The organism is Rudaea sp. (genome assembly GCF_036383415.1).
GTDB lineage: Bacteria > Pseudomonadota > Gammaproteobacteria > Xanthomonadales > Rhodanobacteraceae > Rudaea.
The window spans coordinates 1-19046 of the sequence record NZ_DASVOK010000346.1 but is presented as its reverse complement, the minus strand read 5'-3'; the positions used below and the strand labels follow the sequence as shown (position 1 = coordinate 19046).

Genomic DNA, 19046 nt, shown 5'->3' with positions numbered 1-19046 from the left:
TGACGCTGACGCCGCTGCGTCCATCGGAGCGCGCGCGGTCGTTGAGGTCGGCGAGGCTTGCGCCAGCCAGGCGCGGGTCGAGTTTGGCGCCATCGGTTTTTGCCACGCTCTCAGCTTCGATGCGCGCGCTCACGCTGATCGGCTTGCCTTCGCGCAACAGCTTCAGCTCGACCGTCGAGCCGATCTCGGCGAGGCCCTGGGCATTGTAGAGATCGCCCTCGTTCTGCACCGCGCGGCCGTTCGCGGCGATGATCACGTCGCCTTCCTGCAGGCCGGCGTTCGCGGCGGGCGAGCCCGCGCGCACCTGGGTGACCACCGCGCCCTGCTGGTCTTCCTTGATGCCGAGCGCGCGCGCGATCTCGGGATTGAGGCTCTGCGCCTGCGCGCCGAGCGAGCCGTGGCGCACGCTGCCGGTGGCGATGAGCTGGCCCATCACGTTGCTGGCAAGGTTGGACGGAATCGCGAAGCCGATGCCGACGTTGCCGCCCGACGGCGAATAGATCGCAGAGTTGATGCCGACCAGTTCACCGCGCAAGTTGACCAGCGCGCCGCCCGAGTTGCCGGGATTGATCGAGGCATCGGTCTGGATGAAGTTCTGGATGCCCAGACCGTGCAGGCCGCTGCGGTTGAGTCCCGAGACGATGCCCGAGGTCGCCGTCTGGCCGACGCCGAACGGGTTGCCGATGGCGACGACGAAGTCGCCGATGCGCAGCTTGCCCGAGTCGGCGAGCGGCAACGCGACGAGGTTCTCGGCCGGGATCTGGACCACGGCCACGTCGGTATCGGGGTCGTTGCCGATCAGCTTGGCCTTGAGCGTGCGTCCGTCGTGCAGGGTCACGGAAATGTCATCGGCGCCGTCGATGACGTGGTTGTTGGTCAGCACGTAACCTTTGCCGGCGTCGATGATCACGCCTGAACCGAGCGACTGTTCGACGCGCTCGCGCGGCATGTTCTGCATGCCGAAGAACTGGCGGAAGAACGGATCGCTCATGAACGGGTTGTTGACCCGCACATGCGTCTTCGAATTGATGTTGACCACGGCGGGCACGACGCGCTCGAGCATCGGCGCGAGCGAAGGCAACGCCTGGCCATCGACCGCGACGGGCAGTGCGGCGTGACTGACCGGAATGCCGCACAGCCCGACGAGTGCGAGAGCGAGCAGGGAAACGAGCGTTTTGGGTCGGCGCGGGAAGTGGCGGTCGGAACGTGGGAAATGGCGCATGGAGTCCTTCATCTTTGCAATTGTCTGTGATCGCGAAGCGAGTCGAATCGTTGTCCTCGGGCCGATTTTTTCGGCGACAGGATGGGCTGACAGACCACAATTCCGGCCGCCGGTTCGCGGTTTCAACAGCGAAGCAGTTGGCAGAAACCGCATTCTGGCGCGGTTTTCAGGGCAGGCAAGCGCCTGCTCATGTTCTGTCACAATTGAACGTTATAAGCTGTTGATTATCCGGGATTAAAAAAATCCTTTGACAAGCAAATTTGGGAGGCGTACGGTTGCATCCGTCTCACAACCCACAACATCTTGTGTACTTTGCTGCAAAGTATCCCCAAGAGCTTGGGTTCGAGGCGAAGGTAACAAAAGTGCAAGACAGCGCCTCCAAGCGCTGGACGGGGCAACAGACGCGACAATTCGAAAAGCAAATCAGGAGTGCCAAGGCCGGGAAGACCGGAAAGGGCGCCTTAGGGGAAGTTTTCCCCTGAAATCCTGAATGAGTTCAGGGTTTTCTTGGGCCACGGACGGCCCCGATTCAACGAATCGGAAAAGTCCCGGATGGACGCGATCCGGGCAGAAGAACGGGCAACGAAAGCGCGGTGGTGGAGTCAATAAGTTTGGACCAGTCGCCGCCGTGCAGGATGCCGTTACCATAACAAGCCGGGAGAGAATCCAACGATGAGTACCGTACGAGTTGAAGCCTTGGATCGTGGTGAAGCGACGATCCCGCTGCAACCGGCTTCCTACGACATCTGGGATAAGAAATACCGCCTGAAGTCCAAGCAGGGCGAGGCGGTCGACGTGAGCATCGACGGCACCTACCAGCGCGTCGCACGCGCCCTGGCCGAGCCCGAGGCCACGCCGGAAAAGCAGAAATACTGGTACGAGCGTTTCCTCTGGGCACTGCGCCGCGGCGCGATCCCGGCCGGACGCGTGACGTCCAACGCCGGCGCGCTCGAGCACAAGCCGGCCACGTCCACGATCAACTGCACCGTCTCGGGCACGATCGAGGACTCGATGGACGGCATCCTCGAGAAGGTCCACGAGGCGGGCCTGACCCTGAAGGCCGGCTGCGGCATCGGCTATGAATTCTCGACGCTGCGTCCGCGCGGCGCCTATGTGTCGGGCGCAGGGGCATATACGTCCGGGCCGATGTCGTTCATGGATATCTACGACAAGATGTGTTTCACCGTGTCGTCTGCCGGCGGAAGGCGCGGCGCGCAGATGGGCACGTTCGAGATCGGTCATCCCGACGTCAAGGACTTCGTCCGCGCCAAACGCGAGGACGGCCGCCTGCGCCAGTTCAATCTGTCGCTGCTGATCACCGACGGCTTCATGCAGGCGGTCGAGAACGACGCCGACTGGCCGCTGGTGTTCCCGGTCAACATCAAGGAAAAGGACGAGATCGATCTTGCCGATCCGGCCAAGGTAATCTGGCGCGACTGGCCGACGACGAAGAACTACGTGACGCGCGACGACGGCCTCGTTGCCTGCAAGGTGTACGGCCACATCCGCGCCAAGCACCTGTGGGACATGATCATGACCTCGACGTACGACTACGCCGAGCCGGGCTTCATCCTGATCGATCGCGTCAACGAGATGAACAACAACTGGTGGTGCGAGAACATCCGCGCGACCAATCCCTGCGGCGAGCAGCCGCTGCCGCCGTACGGTTCCTGCCTGCTCGGCTCGATCAATCTGACGACGTTCGTGCGCGATCCGTTCGGGCCGAAGGCGCGTTTCGACTGGGACGAGTACAAGGAAGTCGTGCGCGTGTTCACGCGCATGCTCGACAACGTGGTCGAGATCAACGGCCTGCCGCTGGAGCAGCAGCGCAACGAGATCCTGTCCAAGCGCCGCCATGGCATGGGCTTCCTTGGTCTCGGCTCGACGATCACGATGCTGAAGATGAAGTACGGCTCGCCGGAGTCGTGCGAGTTCACCGAGCAGATCGCGCGCGACATGGCGATTGCCGGTTGGGAAGTCGCGGCCTCGCTCGCGAAGGAAAAGGGTCCGGCCCCGATCATGACCCAGGAATTCGAGGTCACGGCGAAGATGCTGCGCGAGCGTCCGGAGATGCTGCGCGACGGCTACAAGGCCGGCGACAAGATCCTAGGTCGCGTGCTGCACGCGAAGTACAGCCGCTACATGCAGCGCGTGGCCGAAGCCGCGCCGGAACTGGTCAACGAGCTGGCCGAGGTCGGCGCGCGCTTCACCCACCATTCCTCGATCGCGCCGACCGGCACGATCTCGCTGTCGCTGGCGAACAACGCCTCGAACGGCATCGAGCCCTCGTTTGCGCATCACTACAGCCGCAACGTGATCCGCGAAGGCAAGAAGAGCAAGGAAAAGGTCGAGGTGTTCAGCTACGAACTGCTCGCCTACCGCGAACTGATCAACGCCAAGGCGATGCCGTTCACCGACGACGCCGAGGCCAAGCTGCCGGACTACTTCATCGCCGCGGACCAGGTGACGCCGACCGAGCATGTCGACATCCAGGCCGCCGCGCAGAAGTGGGTCGATTCGTCGATCTCGAAGACCGCGAACGTGCCGACGGATTATCCCTACGAGGACTTCAAGGACATCTACCGCTACGCGCACAAGCAGGGCCTGAAGGGCTGCACCACATTCCGCTTCAACCCCGCTGCATTCCAGGGTGTGCTGGTCAAGGAGTCGGACCTGGAAAACACGCTGTACCGCTTCGAGCTCGAGGATGGCAGCGTGGTCGAGGTCAAGGGCAACGAAGAGATCGAATACGACGGCGAGACGCATACCGCCGCCAACCTGTTCGATGCGCTCAAAGAGGGCTACTACGGCAAGTTCTGAGTTTGGCCGACGTGCCTTGAACGGCTACGGCGGATTCCGAGGCGTCTTCCAGCGAAAAAAGCACTTGCACCGCGGCGCGCAAAGGGTAAATTCGCACGACCGAATCCGATCCTGTCGTTCGGCGTTGTTGCGGTGGAAAACTTTGGGTCTAGTGCTTACGTAACCGGAGGGATTTATGCAGAGCGTTGAGTCCATAGGCGAAGCCGCGAGCAATGCGGTCGAAGCCGTCGTAGAGAAAGCGCAGGAAGTCGGCCAGGCTGCCGTCGAGCGCACTGGCGTGGTCGTGGCAGAGGTGAAGACCGCTGTGGTCAACACTGCGGCGGCGGCAGGCAATACCGCGGTCGCGGCGAAGGACGCGGTGGTGAAGAAAGCCGCGGCAGTGAAGAAGGCCGTGGCGAAGAAGGCGGCGGCAGCGGTGAAGACGGTCAAGGCCGCGGCGAAGAAGGTCGCGAAGAAAGCCGCGCCGAAGAAAGCCGCCAAGAAAGCGGCAAAGAAAGCTGCCAAGAAGGCTGCTCCGAAGAAAGCGGCGAAGAAGGTCGCAAAGAAAGCCGCGCCGAAGAAAGCCGCGAAGAAAGTAGCCAAGAAAGTAGCCAAGAAAGCGGTCAAGAAAGCCGCGAAGAAGAAGGCCCGCCGCACGGTGCTGTACTCGAGCAAGGGCAAGAAGCTCTACGCAGTGCGCGATGCCAAAGGCCACTTCAAGGACATCCAGAGCTACAAGCGCGCGCACAACATGGACATGAAGCGCAAGTCCAAGGCCGAAGTCGCCGCCAAGGCGAAGAAGGCTGCGAAGAAGAAGTAACCATCCCGCAGCAGCGGTGCCCTGCATCGTTGCTGTCGTTGAAAAGTGCGGCCAGGGACGGCTGCTCGTGATTCCCGCGTTCACGGACGAGCGCACAACCGCACAACATCATGTCAATCAAGATCTCGAAAAAAATAAAAGGCTACAGCGTCGGCAAGCCCGACGACGGCAATATCCCCACCGTCGGCCCCGATCCGCGCGACGCGATCGAAGTGCCGCCCAAGGCCGAAGTGATCCAGATGCACGAGAAGGTCGAGCGTCCGGACACGCTGATCGGCGCGACCTACAAGATCAAATCGCCGTTGTTCGAGCACGCGCTGTACGTGACGATCAACGACATCGTGCTCAACCAGGACACCGAGCACGAGCTGCGCCGTCCGTTCGAGATCTTCATCAACTCGAAGAACATGGACCACTTCCAGTGGATCGTGGCGCTGACCCGCATCATGTCGGCGGTGTTCCGCAAGGGCGGCGACATCACCTTCCTCGTCGACGAATTGAAAGCGGTTTTCGATCCGCGCGGCGGTTACTTCAAGGCCGGCGGCGTCTACATGCCCTCGATCGTGGCCGAGCTCGGCGCGATCGTCGAGCAGCACCTAAAGATGATCGGCCTGCTGCACGATCCCGAGCTCGATCCCGAGCAGCGCCGCCTGATCGCCGAAAAGCGTGCCGCCTACGAGGCGCGCGCGGCCGGCAAGGACGCAAAAAAAAAGTCTGACGTAGCCGCGCCAGCCAAGGCCGAAACCAAATCCGCGCCGCAGGACCTGAGCACCGATCTCGCCGGGGTCGGTGGCGAGTCCGCGCGTAAGGCTGGCGAAGTCGAATTCGCCGAACCTGCCGCGAGCGGGTTCCCACCCGGCGCGACGATGTGCAACAAGTGCAACACCGCCGCCATGATCCTCATGGACGGCTGCCAGACCTGCCTCAACTGCGGTTACTCGAAGTGTGGTTGAGCCGTAGCGCCGGCGCATCGTCATGAGCGCCGTCAACCTTGCCACCGATGCGGATTTCGCAACCCAGGTGTTGCAGTCCGCCACGCCCGTGCTCGTCGACTTCTGGGGCGAGTGGTGCGCACCATGCAAAATGATTGCGCCGATGCTCGAAGGCGTCGCCCACGACTATGCGGGCAAGGTCAAAGTCGTGAAGGTCAACATTGACGAGAATCAGCGCACCGCGATTGCCTGGCGCGTGCGGTCGGCGCCGACGCTGATGCTGTTTAAGAACGGCGTGGTCGCGGCGACGCAGATCGGCGCCGTGTCGAAATCGCAGCTCGTGCAGATGGTGGAACGGGCGCTGTAACCGCCGCCCGTTTCGCCGCATTTCTCCCGCAAGCGCTTGCCCGATACCCGCCGGCCGGCCCCGGCGGCTGGCACACCGCAGCAATCTCCGAATGTCATGAAACACTGTTTCATGACCCCGCTGCAGGCCGCTTTTTTGCTGCTTTGCATCGATCTAATTTACGAAAATTTATGATTCCGTCTGTTACACCCTTCCGCGCAGGGGCAAACCGTCGCCGTGGGGGCATCATGTTTTCTCTCTATCGTTCGCGGATTCTTCTTTCCGCCGCATTACTCGTGTCACTCGCCGGGCCGACCTGGGCTCAGGCGCAGGCCTTGACCGTCGGGTCGAGGAATGTGGCCACCGCCGATCCGCTTGTTCCGCGACCGCCGACCACGCCGTGCACGGTCACGCTGTTCACCGGCCAGCAGTTCGCCGATTTCAACAACAAGCCGTTCGATTACACGCCCGCCACGGGTTGCGCGGGGCCGTGGGAAAAAGTCGTGCTCGCGGTGGACTTCAGCATCACCGGCACGCGCCAGTACGATCGCACCGCGAGAATCTGGCTCGGCAACAGCGTCATTTACTTCGGCACCACGCAGGAGCCCTCGATTCCGGGCGGAGGCACTACGTCCTGGCACGTCGAACGCGATCTGACCGACTATAGCGCATTGCTGGCGCAGGCGCAGAGCGGTTATGCCGAACTCGGCAACTTCGTCGGCACGTACAACGGTGTGGTCTACGACGGCATCATCACCGGCACGGCGACGCTGTATTTCTATTCGGGCGGCAACGGCAACTCCGGCAAACGGCCCGACCAGGTGCTGTCGCTGAACCAGAACGGCGGCATTGCCTCGCTCGCGCAGCCGAGCGACCAGCTCTCGGCCTCGTTCAGCGCACTGCCGAAGAACATCGAGCGCGCCTATCTCGACGTCTTCACGCAGAGCCAGAGCGCCGACGAGTTCTGGTACTTCGACCTGCCGGACGACATCGCGCCGCTGTTCCAGGACACCGGCAGCACCGCGTTCAAGGAAGCGCTCGTCACGATCGATGGCCAGCCCGCGGGCATCTCGCCGATTTATCCGTGGGTCTACACCGGCGGCGCCGATCCAATTCTGTGGCGTCCGATTCCCGGTGTGCAGACGCTCTCGTTCGAACCTTACCGTCTCGACCTGACGCCGTTCGTCGGCGTGCTCGGCGACGGCAGCGCGCACACGGTGGCGATCAGCGTCTACAACGCGGCCAACTACTTCGCCACCGCGGCGAATCTGCTGCTGTACCTCGATGCGGGTTCGAGCATGGTCAGCGGCAGCGTGACCACGAATACGCTGAGCGCCACGCCGGTCGTCAACGTCGTCGAGAATGTCACCAGCGCACTGGACGGCTCGGCTTCCGGTTCGGTCTCGGTGACGTCCAATCGCAGTTACACGATCACCGGCACGGCGAACACCTCGCACGGTGCGGTGACCACGCAGATCGATTCGAAGATCGCGTTCTCGAGCGTGCAGCAGCTGGCGACCTCGAATACCGTCTACCAGCAAGACGCCGTGCAGCGCACCGATATCGATACGCTGACCACGCGCACGCAGGGCAACGGCAAAGGCAAGGGCGGCACGCAAACGCTGCACGAAGTGCGTAGCTATCCGCTGACGTTCGACTACGACTACATCACGGCCGACGACGGCTCGGCGACATTGCACAGCTTCGTCGATCAGGAATTCCAGCAGCGGGTCGACGCGGGCGTGGGCGGCAATGCGGTCAAGACCGCGACGCGCGACAACCACGTCGTCACCACGGTCACGCGCAACTACGCCGCCAGCGGCGCGCTGGTCAGCACGCCGGCGACGGCCTCACAGAGCTACACCTACGCCGACCCGTTCGGGGCCTGCTACAGCCGCAAGATCGAAGCGCAGGATCGCCTGCTGACCGCCGTGACCGACGGCACCGGCTGTCCGGGTGGCCAGAACCAGCTCGGCTGGCACGACCAGTTCGCCAAGTTCGTCTCCGATGCATGGGGCGTTACGGTGAAGCTGCTGCCTTGATCCTTCGTTGCGCCCGGACAGGCTCGCGCCTGTCCGGGCTGCGCTTGCGCTGCGCCCGAGCGGGCACCATATCGTGGGAGCGTGAAATCCCGGCTGTAAGGTTTGCCCAGTTCGCTGCGTCTATTGGACAGACCGAGTCAATTGGATTTCCACATGTTCTACTTCTACCGATTCCTCACCGTTCTGGGGCTTCTCATGTCGACTCTTTTCGCGGCTGGCGCGAATGCCGCGCCGTCTTCCTCGGCCACCGATACGATCACGCTCGGCGGCGGCTGTTTCTGGTGCCTCGAAGCCGTGTTCACCGAGCTGAAAGGCGTGACCAAAGTGGAATCCGGCTATGCCGGCGGCCATCTCGCCAATCCGACCTACGCGCAGGTGTCCGACGGCAACACCGGCCACGCCGAAGTCGTGCAGATCACGTTCGACCCGAACGTGGTGACACTGGACACGATCCTGCACGCGTATTTCACGATCCATGATCCGACCACGCTGAACCGCCAGGGCAATGATGTCGGCACGCAGTACCGCTCGGTGGCGTTCTATCGCAACGACGCGCAGAAGGCGGCGATCGAGAAGGCGATCAAGGAGACCGCCGACAGTCACGAGTGGAATGGCACCATCGTGACCGAGGTCAAGCCGTTCACGGTGTTCTACAAGGCCGAGAACTACCACCAGGAATACTTCAAGCTGCACGGCGAGCAGCCGTATTGCCAGCTCGTCGTCGCGCCGAAGGTGGCCAAGTTCCGCAAGAAATTCCACGATTTTCTGAAGTAGCGGCGATGCCGGGGTCGATCGCGGCGTGCGCTCGCACCTAAGGCTTGCGCAGCGGCGGCACCATCGGAAACGGCGTCACCACCTTCTCGCCGCTGGCCGCGTCGCGGATCACCAGCGGCTCGCGTTTCTGCACCTCCTCCACGCGCACGATGCACTGGATCGGCAGGTGCAACACGCGCGTATTGCCGAATTCCTCGCGCAGGCGCTCCTCGGTCGGATCGATCACCATGGCTTCCTGCTGGTCGAAAACGATGTCGCCAACCTCGGTGAAGCCCCACAGCGCGCTCGAGGCGACATGGCGCGCATAGAGCTCCAGTGTCTTGCCCTGGCTCAGGAAGGTGACCTTGAACAGTTTCTTGTTGCTCTTCATGCGCGCATTCTCGCATGACGGGCGCGGATGCGATTGGTCGGCGCGGGATCCCGCTTGTCCGTCTGTGTGGAAGCGTCGGAGGGCACGCCGGAGCGAACCTTGAGGTGACAGAAAACGAACGTAGCGGAAAGGCAGGGAATTGCCGGAATTCGCGCAACCCTTACGTGATCGTCAGGCTTTTGTAAGCTTGCCCGGGCTATCGTCGCTTCCGTGATGCAGGACTCCCCAGGCCGCTACCCCCGGCCTCTGCATTGCGACCCCTAACGGCCCGCTCTCCCCAGCGGGCCGTTTTTATTGCGGTGCCGGCAGTGCCGGTGGTGGTGACTGGCACCAGCGGCTCAGCGCGCCCAGTAGCCCGGCGCATAATGCCAGCGCGGACCGCGCGGCTCCCAAGCCGGGCCGACCCAGTGATAGCCGCGACGTTCGCGCATCCAGTAGCCGTCACGCCAGACGTGGCGACGACCGCTCCAGTACCAGTAGCCCGGCGCCCAGACATAGCCCACGCGCGGCGGCGGAACGACCACGACGCGTGGCGGCGGCGGGGCGACGGCGATATCGACGTAGACGCGCGCCTCGGCGCTGGGCGGTACCAGCGCTAGCGCCGCACCGGCGGCGAGGGCGGTGGCAAGAATGGCGGTGTGCATTCGCATTTCGATCACTCCTCTCGATCGGAACCAGGGTTGGAAACCGCAAATGTTTCGGCGGCTTCGGCTACCGATAATGCGCGGGCAACGCGAACGTTGACCTGAACCGCGCCGCGGCATTCAGAAACGGTTGCTTCAGGACCGGTGCCGCGCCGGCACCTGCCAGTGCTTGAGCGCCTCGCGCGTGCACTGGCGGCCGAGTTCGATCAATTCGTCGGCACGATGGAACTCGTAGAACGCGCAGACATTGCGCGGCACACGCACGATCAGATCGGGCGGCTGCGCGGCGAGCTTGTAGCGCGTCACCGTCTGCTGCACCACGTCGAGCGTGCGTGCGAACAGTTCGAGTGCGCCCGGATCGGCCGCGCGCTCGGCATGTCGTTTCTCGCGCTTTTCGATCAGGCCGTCGATGAAATTGGCAATCTTGCGCCGCGACGTCGTCAATGCGCCGCCGGCATCGTTCGCCTGCGCAGGCATCGCCTCGACGTGCTCGTTCGCGGCCAGCGCCTCGTCCATGTCGCCGAACGTCGCATCGCCCGCGGTCGTGTCGGGCCGGCCGCCGGGGTCCTCGTCGGGGCCGTTGACGTCAATCGCGATCGTGCAGTCGGTGAGATCGCGCAAGGTCGGCGTGACCGGCACCGGATTGAGCAGGCCGCCGTCGACGAGCGTGCGGCCCTCGTAGTGGTGCGGGCGGAACACGGTCGGGATCGAGATCGAGGCGCGGATTGCATCGAACAGCGGCCCGCGCGAGAACCACACCTCGCGCTGCGCGTAGAGATCGGTGGCGACCGCGGTGTAGCTGATCGGCAGTTCCTCGATACGCACCTCGCCGATCAGGTTCCTGATCTGGCCGATGACGCGATCGCCCTTGATGAAGCCGCCACCGGACAGCGTCCAGTCGAGCAGGCGCAGCACGTCGAGGCGCTGCAAGGTGCGCGACCAGTCGCGATATTCGTCGAGCTTGCCCGCGGCGTAGATGCCGCCGACCAGTGCACCCATCGAGCAACCGGCGATGCTGCGGATGTCGAAACCGTGCGCGCGCAGTTCCTCGATCGCGCCGATGTGCGCGTAGCCGCGCGCGCCGCCCGAGCCGAGCACGAGCGAAACCGTCGCGGCCCCGCGCACCGTGTTCACGCGGACGCTCCGGCGTAGCCGCCGATCGTCAGCTGCAGCAGGATCTTCATTTCCTCGCGTAGCGAGAGCGGCGCGACGACTTCGGCGTCGGGGCCGTACTTGAGCACGTCCATCAGCAGTTCCTTGGAATTGCTGTACGGCAATTTCAATTCGTAGCGGCCGTCATTGAGCCAGTTCCCCTGCTGCTGCGAATGCCAGTGCTCGTCGGCAACCCAGCGCGCGGCATGGGCGGAGAAGCGCACGGTCGCCCAGTTCTTCGGCGCGCCGGAGAAGATGCCGTAGCTCGAGGCGAGATGCTTGTTCAGTTCGTCGTCGTCGCGATCGGTCGCGGCCGCGTCGAGCACCTGCGCGTCCTTGATGCGATCGACGGCGAAGCTGCGTAGGCCGTCGCGGCTTTCATCCCAGGCATCGAGATACCAGTTGTCGCGGTAGTGGGTGAGGCGTTGCGGTGAGACCGAGCGCGCGGTCGCCTGATCGGTCGAGCGTGCGCGGTAGCCGAACTTCAGGCGCTTGCGTTCGAGCACGGCGCTGGCGACATGGCGGAACGTCGCCTCGTCGACCTTGCGCGTGCCGTAGCCGATCACGCGGATGCGCTCGAGCGGCGCCTTGCGCACGGCGCCGTCGGCCTGGTTCGTCAGCAGCTTGTCGATGCGCGAACGGAACGGCGCGAGCGCCGAGGCGAGCACGCCGGGTCCGGTGCGGCCGATCAGCTCATTGAGCGCGAGCAGCGCCTGCAGTTCCTCGCTGGTCAGCCACAGGCCGGGCAGTTCGAAGCGCTCGCCTTCCTCGACCGCGTAGCTGTAGGCGGCGTTCTCGCCGTCGCTCTCGATCGGCGCACCGAGCGCGTCGCGCAGGAAGGCGATGTCGCGATACGCCGTCGCGCGCGAGCATTCGAGCTCGTCGAGCAGGCGCGCCAGCGGCACCGGCCGACGCGCCGATTTGAGGATGCGGTGCAGGGTCAGAATGCGTTCGTAGCGGTCCATGTGGTTATGGTACGCGAACTCGCGGATGCCCGGTACGAGAGGCTTCGCCTTGGCGCAGGGCACATCGCCGTACTCATCTGGGCGACTCGCTTGCGTTCGTACATGCAATGATTTCAAGAAAAAGATACAAATATATATTGTATACTTATCCCAAAAAATACAAATTAACGTTTTCCTGATGTATACCTGAATGAACGGAAGCTGACACGGGTTCGACAGCGGAATCGTGGGACATAATGCGCCCCCTTTTCGGCCCCGATCACAGAACCAACAAGGAGATCCACGATGAACAAGACCATTCTCGCCTGCGCGCTCGCGCTGGCCCTCCCGTTCGCCGCGCATGCCGCCGATACGAACGACGGCAACTGGCACGGCAGCGGCGAAGCCGGTCTCGCCCTCGCCAGCGGCAACGCCAAGTCGCAGAACCTCAACGCCAAGCTGACGTTGAAGAAGGAAGACGATCTGTGGAAGTACGATTTCTTCCTCGAAGCGCAGCGCAACAAGGCCAACGTCACCTCGTCGACGATCGGCCGCGACTCCGCCGGCAACCCGGTGATCGAGAACACGAGCAAGTACGACCTGACCGCGAACCGCTACAACGCGGGCGCCTCGGCCGGCTACAAGTTCGACGACCGCAGCTACATCGTCGGCGCACTGCGCTATGAGCACGATGCGTTCTCACCGTACCAGTACCAGTACACCGCGTCGATCGGCTACGGCTACCAGTTGCTCAAGAACTCGGCCGATGAACTCTCGTTCGAAGTCGGCCCGGGTTACAAGGTGCAGCAGCCGAAGGGCGTGACCGACTACAGCGTCAACCCGCCGGTCTACTTCAAGGCCGATTCGGACAGCTACGTCGTCGCGCGCGGCCTGGTCAACTACAAGCACAACTTCAACGAGACGACCTCGCTGGTCGACACCTTCCTCGTCGAAGCAGGCAGCACCAACACCTACTTCCAGAACGATCTCGGCCTGCAGGTGAAGATGAGCGACAAGCTCGCGCTCAAGGCCGGCTACCAGGTCCGCCACAATACGGACATCCCGGCGCTCTCGGGCTACACGCACAAGACCGACCAGCTGCTGACGACCAACCTCGTCTACGGCTTCTGATCGACAGCACGCGTCGATTGAAGTAAAAACGGGCTCTCGCGAGCCCGTTTTTTTTGCAGACATGTCCCGCATCCTGGTCTTCCAGCACGTTGCCGCCGAACCGCTCGGCACGCTCGATCCGCTGATCCGGCGGCGCGGGCACCGGGTCAAGTTCGTCAACTTCGAGCGCCAGCCCGACGCCAGGCCGCGACTCGACCGCTACAAGGGCCTGATCGTGCTCGGCGGACCGATGAACGTCGAGGATCGCGAGGCGCGTCCGCACCTGCAAACCGAGCTCGAGGTGATTCGCGAGGCGCTCGCGCAGGGCAAGCCCGTGCTCGGCATCTGTCTCGGCGCGCAGCTGCTCGCGCATGCGCTCGGCGGCGAAGTGCGGCGAAATTCGACGAGCGAAATCGGCTGGTACGATCTCGCGACGACTGCCGAGGGCCGCAGCGATCCCGTCTTCGGTTCGCTCGGCGACATCGCGCCGATCTTCCAATGGCACGGCTACACGTTTTCGCTGCCCGCTGGCGCCACGCACCTCGCGCGCACCGGCACCTGCGAGAACCAGGCCTTCCGCCACGGCGACAATGCCTACGGCTTCCAGTTTCATCTGGAAATGGACAAGCCGTTGATCGAGCGCTGGCTCAACCTGCCGAGCTACCGCGACGAATTGATCGCTGCCGGACTCGGTCGCGACGCCGACTCGATCCGCGCCGACACCTTCGCCCGCATCGAGGCGATGCAGGAACGCGCGTATGCAGTGTTCAACAACTTTCTCGACCTGATCGGCACGCCGGCGCGGCGACGAAGCTTGGCCTCCGGCGCGTAGTGAAAAAGGCGGTTGCAGGTTGAAATTCGGTTTTGCTCATTACATCCAGCGCGCTGGGATGAAGCGCTGGGCTATTTCTTTGTAGCGGAATGCTCCGACAGAAACTTCGGAATACTGTCAGATTCACGATGGCTGTCGTGTAGCCATTCAACTTTCCATTCCGTAATGCGTTCTTCCTTAGTCCATTCAAACGTGCCTGGGTTTGGTTCATTGATTGACTCGATTTGACGGACCAAGGCGAGAGGCAACTCCGCCCCAAGAGTTGCTTGAGAAAACTTTAGGGCTGGCTCGTACTGAGCAAAAGCGGCGAAGTAATCCTCGTTACCGGCGAGTGGCTTGGCTCCGTTCTCAGGATGTAACCAGACCCGATACTCAAGAACTTCGTCGTAAAAGTATCCGGCGCCAGATTTGACGGTGCCGCTGTAGGTTCCAACTTTTGGTGGTGCCACAGCATTTGGATAGGCGCTGAGAACTGAAATTGAACGGTCTGCAAAAGCGGGTGAAAAAGCCTCTATTTTTTGATCACAAGCTGCCAAGGAGAGCAGGATGACAAATGGAAGAAATCGCTTCATTGAGATCAAGAGTTATGGGGTTTATCGAGATTTAGTTTGCTGTAAATCCACCAGCGCGCGCGGCGCGGCGAACGTGTCCGAGCGCGCATCTTTCCAGAACGACTGGAACACGGCATGCGCCGGCACGCCGCCGTTCAGCAGCGCGCCGGGTTCGACGTATTGATAGAGTGCCGCAAGCGAGCGCACTTCGGTCGAGGACACGCGGCGGATGATGTGTTCGGGGCCGAGCTGGCCGGGATGGGTAAGACCGGCCGCAGCGATCAGTTCCTTGAGCGCGTGCAACGTGTTGTCATGGAAATTCTTCACGCGCGTGGCCTTGTTCGGCACGTCGAGCTTTTTCCAGCGGCCCGGATCCTGCGTCGCCACGCCGGTCGGGCAGCGGTCGGTGTGGCAGTTCTGCGACTGAATACATCCCAATGCGAACATGAAGCCACGCGCCGCGTTGCACCAGTCGGCGCCGAGCGCGAGCGTGCGCGCGAGGTCGAATGCAGTGATGACCTTGCCGCTCGCGCCGAGGCTGATCTTGTCGCGCAGGTCGAGGCCGACGAGCGTGTTGTGGATCAGCAGCAGCGCCTCGCGTAGCGGCACGCCGACATGGTCGGTGAATTCGAGCGGCGCCGCGCCGGTGCCGCCTTCACCGCCGTCGACGACGATGAAGTCGGGAAGAATTCCCGATTCCTGCATCGCCTTGGCGATGCCGAACCATTCCCAGGGATGGCCGAGCGCGAGCTTGAAGCCGGTCGGCTTGCCGCCGGATTTCTCGCGCAGCGTCGCCACGAATTGCAGCAGGCCGAGCGGCGTCGAGAACGCGCTGTGCGCGGCCGGCGAAACGCAGTCGACGCCCATCGGCACGCCGCGCGCTTCGGCGATTTCGGCGCTGACCTTGGCCGCCGGCAGCACGCCGCCGTGTCCCGGCTTGGCGCCTTGCGAGAGCTTGATCTCGATCAACTTCACCTGCGGGTTCACCGCGTTCTCGGTGAACTTGTCGAGGCTGAAGCTGCCGTCGTCATTGCGGCAGCCGAAATAGCCCGAGCCGATTTCCCAGCAGATGTCACCGCCCATCTCGCGGTGGTAGCGCGACATCGAGCCTTCGCCGGTGTCGTGGTAGAAGCCGCCGAGGCGGGCGCCCTCGTTGAGTGCGCGGATCGCGTTCGCGCTGAGCGCACCAAAGCTCATCGCCGAGATGTTGAACACGCTGGCCGAATACGGCTGCGCGCACTGCGCACCGCCGATCGTGATGCGGAAGTCGTGGCTGTCGATTTTTTTCGGCGCCAGCGAATGGTTGATCCATTCGTACTGCGTCGCATACAGGTTCAGCTCGCTGCCGAATGGGCGCTTGTCCTCGACGTTCTTCGCGCGCTGGTAGGCGAGGGAGCGCTGCGCATGCGAGAACGGCACTTCGTCGGTGTCCGCCTCGACCACATACTGACGCATCATCGGGCGGAAGAATTCGAAGAACGTGCGGAAATGATTCGTGATCGGAAAGTTCCGCCCCAGCGTATGCCGGGTCTGCAGCAGATCACGGACGCCGACCAGCGACAGCACGCCGAAGATCGCCGTCGTCGAGCGCCAGATCGGGCCGTCCCATAGCATCGCGAGCGAAAGCGCGAACAAGACGAGACAAAGGGCGAAAGGAACATAGCGCGAGGGCAGCATGGTCTTGCATCTCGTAGGGCGACCCGCGCGAGCATACGCCCGCCGCGATGACGAGTGCGAGCTTCGGCGGGGCTGACGTAAACTAGCCCCAATGGATCAGCAGCCCCCTCCGCAGAAACCTCGCCGCCCGCGTACGAACACGAATCCCGACGCACAGGATTCGCTGCCGTTCGCTGCGCCTGTCGCCAAAGCCGGCGCGAACAAGGCCAAGGTCGCGACGCCCACGGCGAAGCCGAAGCGCGCCGATCTCAGCGCGCGGCCGCAGATTTCGGTGCCGACGGTCGGCGCAGTCAAGCGCCCGCCCGGCAGGGTCAAGATCGAGAAGCAGGCTTACGCGCGTGTCGATCGATCGGGCATCGTCGAGCGCCTGGCCGAGTACGCCAAGCTCGCGCGCATGCACAAGCCGATCGGCGCGGCGCTGCTGCTGTGGCCGACCTGGTGGGCGCTGTGGCTTGCCGCCGGCGATTTTCCGCCATGGGCTGCGCTCGTGATTTTCACGCTCGGCGTGTTCCTTATGCGCTCGGCCGGTTGCGTGATCAACGACTATGCCGATCGCAAGCTCGATCCCGAGGTGAAGCGCACGCGCGAACGGCCGATCGCCGCCGGCAAGGTCGCGCCGCGCGAGGCGCTGGCCGTGTTCTTCGTGCTTCTCGCGCTCGCGTTCCTGCTCGTGCTGTTCACCAACCGGCTGACGATCGAACTGTCCTTCGTCGGCGCTTTCCTCGCCGCGACCTATCCGTTCACCAAGCGCTACACGCATCTGCCGCAGGTTTATCTCGGCGCTGCGTTCGGCTGGTCGATTCCGATGGCGTTCGCCGCGGTGACGAATTCGACGCCGCCGCTGTGCTGGCTGCTGTTCCTCGCCAACGTGCTGTTCTCGACGATCTACGACACCGAGTACGCGATGGTCGATCGCGACGACGACCTGCGCGTCGGCGCGAAATCGACCGCGATCCTGTTCGGCGACGCCGACCTGACCATCCTCGGTGTGCTCATGGCGACCTTCCTGCTCGCGATGGCGCTGGTCGCGCAGCGCGGCCACCTGCACTGGCCGTATTTCGCCGGCCTCGCCGTCGCCGCGGGCCTGTTCGCGTGGCAGATGTGGATCATGCGCGGGCGCGATCGCGATGCGTGCTTCGCTGCATTCCGCAACAACAATTGGGTCGGCATGGCGCTGTGGGCGGGCATCGCCGTGTCGCTGGCGATGAAGTGACTTCATAAACAAATGACTGAAAACGACCGCAATATTCCGGGCCTGCGCTTCCTGCAAATCGATGTGTTCGCCGAGCGCGCCGGCGGCGGCAATCCGCTCGGCGTCGTCTTCGGCGCGGACGACTGGAGCGATGCCGACATGCAGCGCTTCGCCGCATGGATCAACCTCGTCGAGACGACCTTCGTGCTCGCGCCGAGCGATGCGCGCGCGAGCTACAGGTTGCGCATCTTCACGCCGGTCAAGGAGATTCCGTTCGCCGGCCATCCGACCATAGGCAGCGCGCACGCCGCACTCGAAATCGGTCGCGTCGTGCCGCACGACGGCGGATTGCTGCAGGAGTGTGGCGCGGGGCTGTTGCCAATCCGCGTCGAGGGCGAGGGGGCGTCCAGACGTCTATACGTCCAGGCGCCGGCGGCACGTGTGCTGCACAGCGGAACGGACGATGCGCTGCTGCGCGCCGTGCTCGGCGATACGCGGCTCGGCGCGTTGCCACCGGCATTCGTCGAGGGCGGGCGACGCTGGTGGGTGGCCGAATTCGCGGATGAAGCCTCGCTGCGCGCATGGAAACCCGATCATGCAGCGATCCTTGCGCTCGCGCGTGCAGGCGACAGCCTTGGCTTGTGCTGCTTCGCGCGCGCCTCGGCGCGCGAAGAAAAAAATGCAGTCGCGCGCGCTGCGGATGCGAAGAATGGCTATAAAGTCGTCGTGCGCGCGTTCCCCGCCGGTGTCGGCATCGTCGAGGATCCGGCCTCGGGCGCGGCGAATGGATTGATCGCGGCGTACATCGCGCAGCGCGAGCCGCAAGGCACACTTGCGCGCGGTTATCGCGTCAGCCAGGGCCGCGAGATGGGCCACGATGCGACGATCGATGTGAGCATCGATGCGCGCGCCGATGGCGATGCGACCGTCTGGGTTGGCGGACGCTCGCACACGATCATCGAAGGTGCGATCAAGACGCGCGTCGCATAGCGGTCTCGCGCGTCGCCAGCCAGACGCCGAACGCGGCGAGGGCGAAGCCGGCCATCTTGGCAAGGGTCAGCGCGTCACCGAGCACGAAGTAGTTCATGATCGCAGTGACCGGTGGCATAAGGAAGAACAGCGCGGCCACGCGGCTCGCCGCGCCACGGCGCAGCAGCACGAACATCAGTGCGAACGCGGCCAGCGAATTGACCACGACGAGCCAGCCGAGGCTGCCGAGGAATGCCGCCGAGGCGTCGAAGCGCAAGCCCTCATGCAGCGCGAACGGCAGCAGCAGCACCGTCGCGCTGGCCTGCTGGATCGCGAGCCCCGCGCGCGGATCGACATCGACCGCGAAACGCTTCTGATACACCGTGCCCGCGCCGATGCCGGCGAGGCCGAGCAGCAGCAGGGCGTAGGCGAACCATGGCGCGTCGTTCGTACCAATGCGGTCGGCGACAGCGAGCACGACGCCGGCGGCGCCGAATGCGAAACCGAGCCACTGACGCGACGACAGCGCTTCGCCGAGTGCGCGCGAGATCAGCGCGGTCGCGATCGGGGTCATGCCGATCACGAGCGCGGCGATGCCGACGTTGACGCCGAGCGCGACGGCAACGTACAGCGCACCGAATTGCAGTGCCAGCGACAACGCGCCGGTCAC

Annotated in this window: 18 protein-coding genes; 10 read left to right on the top strand and 8 right to left on the bottom strand. The window is 63.6% G+C overall.

Annotation, left to right across the window (positions count from 1 at the left end; genetic code table 11):
* The coding region (locus VF497_RS12915) for a Do family serine endopeptidase (protein WP_330889332.1) at nucleotides 1–1234 on the bottom strand (1234 nt) is incomplete at its 3' end.
* A 660-nt stretch (nucleotides 1235–1894) separates the two neighbouring features.
* Here VF497_RS12915 and VF497_RS12910 point away from each other — a divergent pair.
* From VF497_RS12910 to msrA, 6 genes are all read left to right on the top strand, one after another.
* Complete coding sequence (locus VF497_RS12910; RefSeq protein WP_330889330.1) at nucleotides 1895–4042, top strand: adenosylcobalamin-dependent ribonucleoside-diphosphate reductase; 2148 nt, start codon at nucleotides 1895–1897, stop codon at nucleotides 4040–4042.
* A 175-nt stretch (nucleotides 4043–4217) separates the two neighbouring features.
* A complete protein-coding gene (locus tag VF497_RS12905; protein ID WP_330889328.1) occupies nucleotides 4218–4841 on the top strand; it encodes a hypothetical protein in 624 nt (207 codons plus the stop codon).
* A gap of 110 nt (nucleotides 4842–4951) precedes the next feature.
* Entirely contained in the window at nucleotides 4952–5794 is an 843-nt protein-coding gene (locus VF497_RS12900; protein ID WP_330889326.1) for an NrdJb, read from the top strand.
* 22 nt (nucleotides 5795–5816) lie between these two features.
* Entirely contained in the window at nucleotides 5817–6140 is a 324-nt protein-coding gene (trxA, locus tag VF497_RS12895) for a thioredoxin (protein ID WP_330889324.1), read from the top strand.
* Nucleotides 6141–6367: 227 nt separating this feature from the next.
* Complete coding sequence (locus VF497_RS12890) at nucleotides 6368–8161, top strand: peptide-N4-asparagine amidase (RefSeq protein ID WP_330889322.1); 1794 nt, start codon at nucleotides 6368–6370, stop codon at nucleotides 8159–8161.
* 195 nt (nucleotides 8162–8356) lie between these two features.
* The gene (gene msrA, locus VF497_RS12885) at nucleotides 8357–8935 is read left to right on the top strand and encodes a peptide-methionine (S)-S-oxide reductase MsrA (RefSeq protein ID WP_330889320.1); all 579 of its coding nucleotides are present in this window, start codon (nucleotides 8357–8359) and stop codon (nucleotides 8933–8935) included.
* 37 nt (nucleotides 8936–8972) lie between these two features.
* Here the strand turns inward: msrA and VF497_RS12880 are convergent, their stop codons facing one another.
* The 4 genes from VF497_RS12880 to VF497_RS12865 form a co-directional block, all read right to left on the bottom strand.
* Nucleotides 8973–9305, bottom strand: coding sequence for a DUF1820 family protein (locus tag VF497_RS12880; protein ID WP_330889317.1), 333 nt, complete (start codon nucleotides 9303–9305; stop codon nucleotides 8973–8975).
* Nucleotides 9306–9643: 338 nt separating this feature from the next.
* On the bottom strand, nucleotides 9644–9955 hold the full coding sequence (locus tag VF497_RS12875) for a YXWGXW repeat-containing protein (protein WP_414706901.1): 312 nt from the start codon (nucleotides 9953–9955) through the stop codon (nucleotides 9644–9646).
* Nucleotides 9956–10084: 129 nt separating this feature from the next.
* Nucleotides 10085–11083, bottom strand: a complete 999-nt coding sequence (locus VF497_RS12870; RefSeq protein WP_330889313.1) for a patatin-like phospholipase family protein — start codon at nucleotides 11081–11083, stop codon at nucleotides 10085–10087.
* Nucleotides 11080–12066 (bottom strand): YafY family protein, encoded by a 987-nt coding sequence (locus VF497_RS12865; RefSeq protein WP_330889311.1) that lies wholly within the window; start codon nucleotides 12064–12066, stop codon nucleotides 11080–11082. Before VF497_RS12865 ends, VF497_RS12870 begins: the two co-directional genes overlap by 4 nt.
* 285 nt (nucleotides 12067–12351) lie before the next feature.
* On the opposite strand from VF497_RS12865, the gene VF497_RS12860 reads away from it, so the two are divergent.
* Together VF497_RS12860 and VF497_RS12855 are read left to right on the top strand one after the other, a co-directional pair.
* Nucleotides 12352–13176 carry a DUF481 domain-containing protein gene (locus tag VF497_RS12860; RefSeq protein WP_330889309.1) on the top strand — a complete coding sequence of 275 codons (825 nt, stop codon included), beginning with the start codon at nucleotides 12352–12354 and terminating at the stop codon, nucleotides 13174–13176.
* Between the two features lie 61 nt (nucleotides 13177–13237).
* On the top strand, nucleotides 13238–13987 hold the full coding sequence (locus VF497_RS12855; protein ID WP_330889307.1) for a type 1 glutamine amidotransferase: 750 nt from the start codon (nucleotides 13238–13240) through the stop codon (nucleotides 13985–13987).
* 71 nt (nucleotides 13988–14058) lie between these two features.
* Here the strand turns inward: VF497_RS12855 and VF497_RS12850 are convergent, their stop codons facing one another.
* Nucleotides 14059–14559, bottom strand: coding sequence for a hypothetical protein (locus tag VF497_RS12850; RefSeq protein ID WP_330889305.1), 501 nt, complete (start codon nucleotides 14557–14559; stop codon nucleotides 14059–14061).
* A 21-nt stretch (nucleotides 14560–14580) separates the two neighbouring features.
* A complete protein-coding gene (locus VF497_RS12845) occupies nucleotides 14581–16215 on the bottom strand; it encodes an FMN-binding glutamate synthase family protein (protein ID WP_330889304.1) in 1635 nt (544 codons plus the stop codon).
* A gap of 91 nt (nucleotides 16216–16306) precedes the next feature.
* Here VF497_RS12845 and ubiA point away from each other — a divergent pair, with 91 nt between their 5' ends.
* Together ubiA and VF497_RS12835 are read left to right on the top strand one after the other, a co-directional pair.
* Complete coding sequence (ubiA, locus tag VF497_RS12840; protein ID WP_330889303.1) at nucleotides 16307–17428, top strand: 4-hydroxybenzoate octaprenyltransferase; 1122 nt, start codon at nucleotides 16307–16309, stop codon at nucleotides 17426–17428.
* Between the two features lie 12 nt (nucleotides 17429–17440).
* Entirely contained in the window at nucleotides 17441–18397 is a 957-nt protein-coding gene (locus tag VF497_RS12835; protein ID WP_330889302.1) for a PhzF family phenazine biosynthesis protein, read from the top strand.
* Here the strand turns inward: VF497_RS12835 and VF497_RS12830 are convergent.
* On the bottom strand, nucleotides 18378–19046 hold a 669-nt coding region (locus VF497_RS12830), incomplete at its 5' end, for a DMT family transporter (protein WP_330889300.1). The two genes, VF497_RS12835 and VF497_RS12830, sit on opposite strands and share 20 nt — an antisense overlap.

Excerpts from the sequence above, each read along its gene's own strand:
- ubiA (WP_330889303.1), top strand. The coding sequence starts at position 16,307 with ATGGATCAGCAGCCCCCTCCGCAGAAACCTCGCCGCCCGCGTACGAAC.
- VF497_RS12850 (WP_330889305.1), bottom strand. The coding sequence starts at position 14,559 with ATGAAGCGATTTCTTCCATTTGTCATCCTGCTCTCCTTGGCAGCTTGT.
- VF497_RS12865 (WP_330889311.1), bottom strand. The coding sequence starts at position 12,066 with ATGGACCGCTACGAACGCATTCTGACCCTGCACCGCATCCTCAAATCG.
- VF497_RS12875 (WP_414706901.1), bottom strand. The coding sequence starts at position 9,955 with ATGCGAATGCACACCGCCATTCTTGCCACCGCCCTCGCCGCCGGTGCG.
- VF497_RS12905 (WP_330889328.1), top strand. The coding sequence starts at position 4,218 with ATGCAGAGCGTTGAGTCCATAGGCGAAGCCGCGAGCAATGCGGTCGAA.
- VF497_RS12845 (WP_330889304.1), bottom strand. The coding sequence starts at position 16,215 with ATGCTGCCCTCGCGCTATGTTCCTTTCGCCCTTTGTCTCGTCTTGTTC.
- VF497_RS12910 (WP_330889330.1), top strand. The coding sequence starts at position 1,895 with ATGAGTACCGTACGAGTTGAAGCCTTGGATCGTGGTGAAGCGACGATC.
- msrA (WP_330889320.1), top strand. The coding sequence starts at position 8,357 with ATGTCGACTCTTTTCGCGGCTGGCGCGAATGCCGCGCCGTCTTCCTCG.
- VF497_RS12900 (WP_330889326.1), top strand. The coding sequence starts at position 4,952 with ATGTCAATCAAGATCTCGAAAAAAATAAAAGGCTACAGCGTCGGCAAG.
- trxA (WP_330889324.1), top strand. The coding sequence starts at position 5,817 with ATGAGCGCCGTCAACCTTGCCACCGATGCGGATTTCGCAACCCAGGTG.
- VF497_RS12890 (WP_330889322.1), top strand. The coding sequence starts at position 6,368 with ATGTTTTCTCTCTATCGTTCGCGGATTCTTCTTTCCGCCGCATTACTC.
- VF497_RS12880 (WP_330889317.1), bottom strand. The coding sequence starts at position 9,305 with ATGAAGAGCAACAAGAAACTGTTCAAGGTCACCTTCCTGAGCCAGGGC.
- VF497_RS12855 (WP_330889307.1), top strand. The coding sequence starts at position 13,238 with ATGTCCCGCATCCTGGTCTTCCAGCACGTTGCCGCCGAACCGCTCGGC.
- VF497_RS12860 (WP_330889309.1), top strand. The coding sequence starts at position 12,352 with ATGAACAAGACCATTCTCGCCTGCGCGCTCGCGCTGGCCCTCCCGTTC.
- VF497_RS12835 (WP_330889302.1), top strand. The coding sequence starts at position 17,441 with ATGACTGAAAACGACCGCAATATTCCGGGCCTGCGCTTCCTGCAAATC.